Annotated in this window: 1 protein-coding gene; it reads right to left on the bottom strand. The window is 69.7% G+C overall.

Annotated features, from left to right (window positions below):
- The coding region (locus ABD329_RS47465) for a type I polyketide synthase (RefSeq protein WP_344318227.1) at window positions 1-3,668 on the bottom strand (3,668 nt) is incomplete at both ends.

Here is a 3,668-nt window from a genome sequence, read left to right as displayed (position 1 = left end):
ACCTCATCCCACACCGCAGCGAACACCGGATACGCCTCATACAACCCACGACCCATCCCCAACCGCTGCGACCCCTGCCCCGCAAACAACACACCCAGTCCGCCCGCCACCGGCACACCCACCACCGGAGCCCCCGCCAAAGCCCCCAACAACTCCTCACGATCCGCACCCACCACCACCGCACGATGCGACAACCCAGCACGACCAGTCGCCAAAGACCACCCCACATGCACCGGATCCAGACCCGGATTCCGGTCCGCGAAGGCCCGTAGCCGTACGGCCTGTGCCCGCAAACCCGCCTCGTCGGCGGCGGAGAACACCCAGGAAATCGCCGGTAGTTCGTTCCGCTCCGGTCCTTGCTCAGGTGCACCCGCCATGTCGGGGGCCTGCTCAAGAATCACATGGGCGTTGGTGCCGCTCGCCCCGAACGACGAGACACCCGCCCGGCGGGGCCGCCCGGCCTCCGGCCAGTCCGTGTGCTCACCCAGGAGCTCCACCGCGCCGGTGGACCAGTCCACATGAGGTGTCGGCTCATCGACATGCAGACTCTGTGGCAACACCCCATGCCGCATCGCCATCACCATCTTGATCACACCAGCCACACCCGCGGCCGCCTGCGTATGACCGATATTCGACTTCACCGACCCCAACCACAACGGCCGACCCACATCCCGACCCTGACCGTACGTGGCCAACAACGCCTGCGCCTCGATCGGATCACCCAGCGTCGTACCCGTACCGTGCGCCTCCACCGCATCCACATCCACCGCCGACAACCCCGCGCTCGCCAACGCCTGCCGGATCACCCGCTGCTGCGACGGACCATTCGGCGCCGTCAAACCATTCGACGCACCATCCTGATTCACCGCACTGCCACGCACCACCGCCAACACCTGGTGCCCATTCCGCTGGGCGTCCGACAGACGCTCCACCAACAGCAGCCCGACACCCTCCGACCAGCCCGTCCCGTCCGCACCGGCGGCGAAGGACTTGCACCGGCCGTCCGGTGCAAGTCCGCCCTGGCGTGTGAACTCCACGAAGACCTGCGGAGTCGCCAGTACGGTGACTCCGCCCGCGAGTGCCAGCGAGCACTCCCCGCGCCGCAGCGACTCAGCCGCCAGATGCAGCGCCACCAGTGATGAGGAGCAGGCGGTGTCGACCGTCAGGGCAGGCCCCTCCAGGCCGAACGTATAGGCGAGCCGCCCCGACGCCACACTGCCCGCGATGCCTGTGCCCAGATAGCCCTCGACGTCCTCCGGGACATCGGTGAGCCACGAGCCGTAGTCGTGGTACATCACGCCTGTGAAGACGCCTGTCCGACTGCCTTTGAGCGTGTCCGGGGCGATTCCGGCCCGCTCGAACACCTCCCAGGCCGCCTCGAGCAGCAGTCGCTGCTGCGGATCCATCGCGGTCGCCTCGCGCGGCGAGATCCCGAAGAATCCGGCGTCGAACTCAGCCGCGTCGTAGAGGAATCCACCGTCCCGGGCGTACGAGGCACCGGCGCCGCCCTTGGCACCGGACAAGGTGGCCAGGTCCCAGCCCCGGTCCGTGGGCAGCGCGGAGACCGCGTCGGTTGCCGAGTGGACCAGGTGCCAAAGGTCCTCGGGGGACTCGACGCCGCCGGGGAAGCGGCAGCTCATGCCCACGATCACGATCGGCTCGTCGTCGACAGCCGACACCGGCGCGATCGGGGCGGCGGTCGGCAGGGAGCCCGCTACCTCGGCCAGTACGCGCTCGGCCAGCAGCCGGGGGGTGGGGTGGTCGAAGACCACGGTGGCGGGCAGCCGTATGCCGGTGGCGGCGCTGATCCGGTTCCGCAGTTCCACAGCGGTCAGCGAGTCGAAGCCGATCTCCTGGAAGGTCCGCGAGGTGTCGACCGACTCCGCGGCGGCATGGCCCAGAACGCCGGCCACGTGTTCCTGCACCAGGCGCATGATCCGGTGGTGCCTTTCGGCCTCTGTCACCCCGGCGAGTTGCTGCCGCAGTCCGGCCGGAGTGCGCCCGGTGTCGGCTGCCCTGCGAACGGGAGCGGTGACCAGTCGGCTCAGGATCGAGGGCAGGGTGCCCGCGGCGGCCTGGTCGCGCAACGCGGGCAGGTTCAGCGGTGTGGCCAGCACCATCGGCTCGTCCGCGACGAGCGCCGCGTCGAACAGCTCCAGTCCTTGTGCGCTGCCGATGCTGGCCCCCACGGACCGGGAGATCCTCGACAGCTGCACCTCGGCCAGGTCGGCGGTCAGTTCGCTGCGTTCCTCCCAGAAGCCCCACGCGATCGACACCGCGGGCAGTCCCCGCCCCCGACGGTGAACCGCCAGCGCGTCCAGGAACCCATTCGCCGCCGCGTAACCGCCCTGGCCCGCGTTGCCCAACACACCCGCCGCCGACGAGAACAACACGAACGCCGACAGATCCAACTCACACGTCAGCTCATGCAGGTGCCAAGCACCCCACGCCTTCGCCCCCATCACCCCGGACAACCGTTCCGCGTCCAATGAACCGATCACTCCGTCATCCACCACACCCGCCGCATGCACCACCACCCGCAACCCCTCGATCGACCCCACCAACTCCGCCACCGCACCCCGATCGGCCACATCACACGCCACGACCCGCACCCGCGCACCCAACCCCTCCAACTCCCCCACCAAAGCCATCACACCCGGCGCACCCGGCCCCCGACGACTCACCAACACCAACTCATCCACCCCATACGCCGACACCAGATGGCGCGCCACCAACCCACCCAGCAGCCCCGTCCCACCCGTCACCAACGCCACACCCGAACCCAACCCTCCGCGCACCACATCGCCACCCACGCTCACACCCACATCCACCAGACGCGGCACCCACACCCGACCCCCACGCACCGCCACCTGCCACTCCCCCAGCCCCACCACATCCGGAACCACATCCATGTCCACATCGGCATCGGCGTCGGCATCCACCAGCACAAACCGCCCCGGATGCTCCGACTGCGCCGACCGCACCAACCCCCACACCGCGCCACCAGTCACGTCCTCCACACCCTCACCACCCACCGACACCGCACCCCTCGTCACCACCACCAGCCGCGAACCCTCGAACCGCTCCTCCGCCACCCACGCCCGCGAAACCTCCAACACACACGCCAGATCAGCCCCGGCCAACACCACACAATCGGGCACCACCCCACCAGCGGCCACCTCACCCCACTCCACGAACGACCCCACCGAACACACCCCGGCGTCCACCCACCGCACCCGATGAAGCACACCACGGTTGCCGACCCCGGCTTCGGCGAGCTGTCCCTCGGCAACCGGGCGGAGGACGAGGGAGTCCGCCGTCAGCACCGCCTGGCCCGCCTCATCGGTCACCCTCAGCGACACGGCGTCCGGCCCGGCGGGGGCCAGTGTCATCCGGACCGCGGACGCGCCGACCGCGTGCAGCCTGACCCCGCTCCAGGAGAACGGCAGGTACGCCCGGCCGTCGTCGCTGATCAGGCCGCCCAACCCGACGCCGTGCAGCCCTGCGTCGAGCAGTGCGGGATGGATGGCGCACCGCGCCGCATCGCCCCGCCCCTCCGGCGGTACCTCCGCCTCGACGAAGACTTCGTCCCCCCGGCGCCAGGCGTCCCGCAACCCCTGGAACACCGGCCCATACGCATACCCCCGCTCCGCCAACGCCTCATAAAC

The sequence above is a fragment of the Streptomyces javensis genome, from assembly GCF_039525925.1.
Classification (GTDB): domain Bacteria; phylum Actinomycetota; class Actinomycetes; order Streptomycetales; family Streptomycetaceae; genus Streptomyces; species Streptomyces asiaticus.
This window is presented reverse-complemented; position numbering and strand designations above follow the sequence as displayed.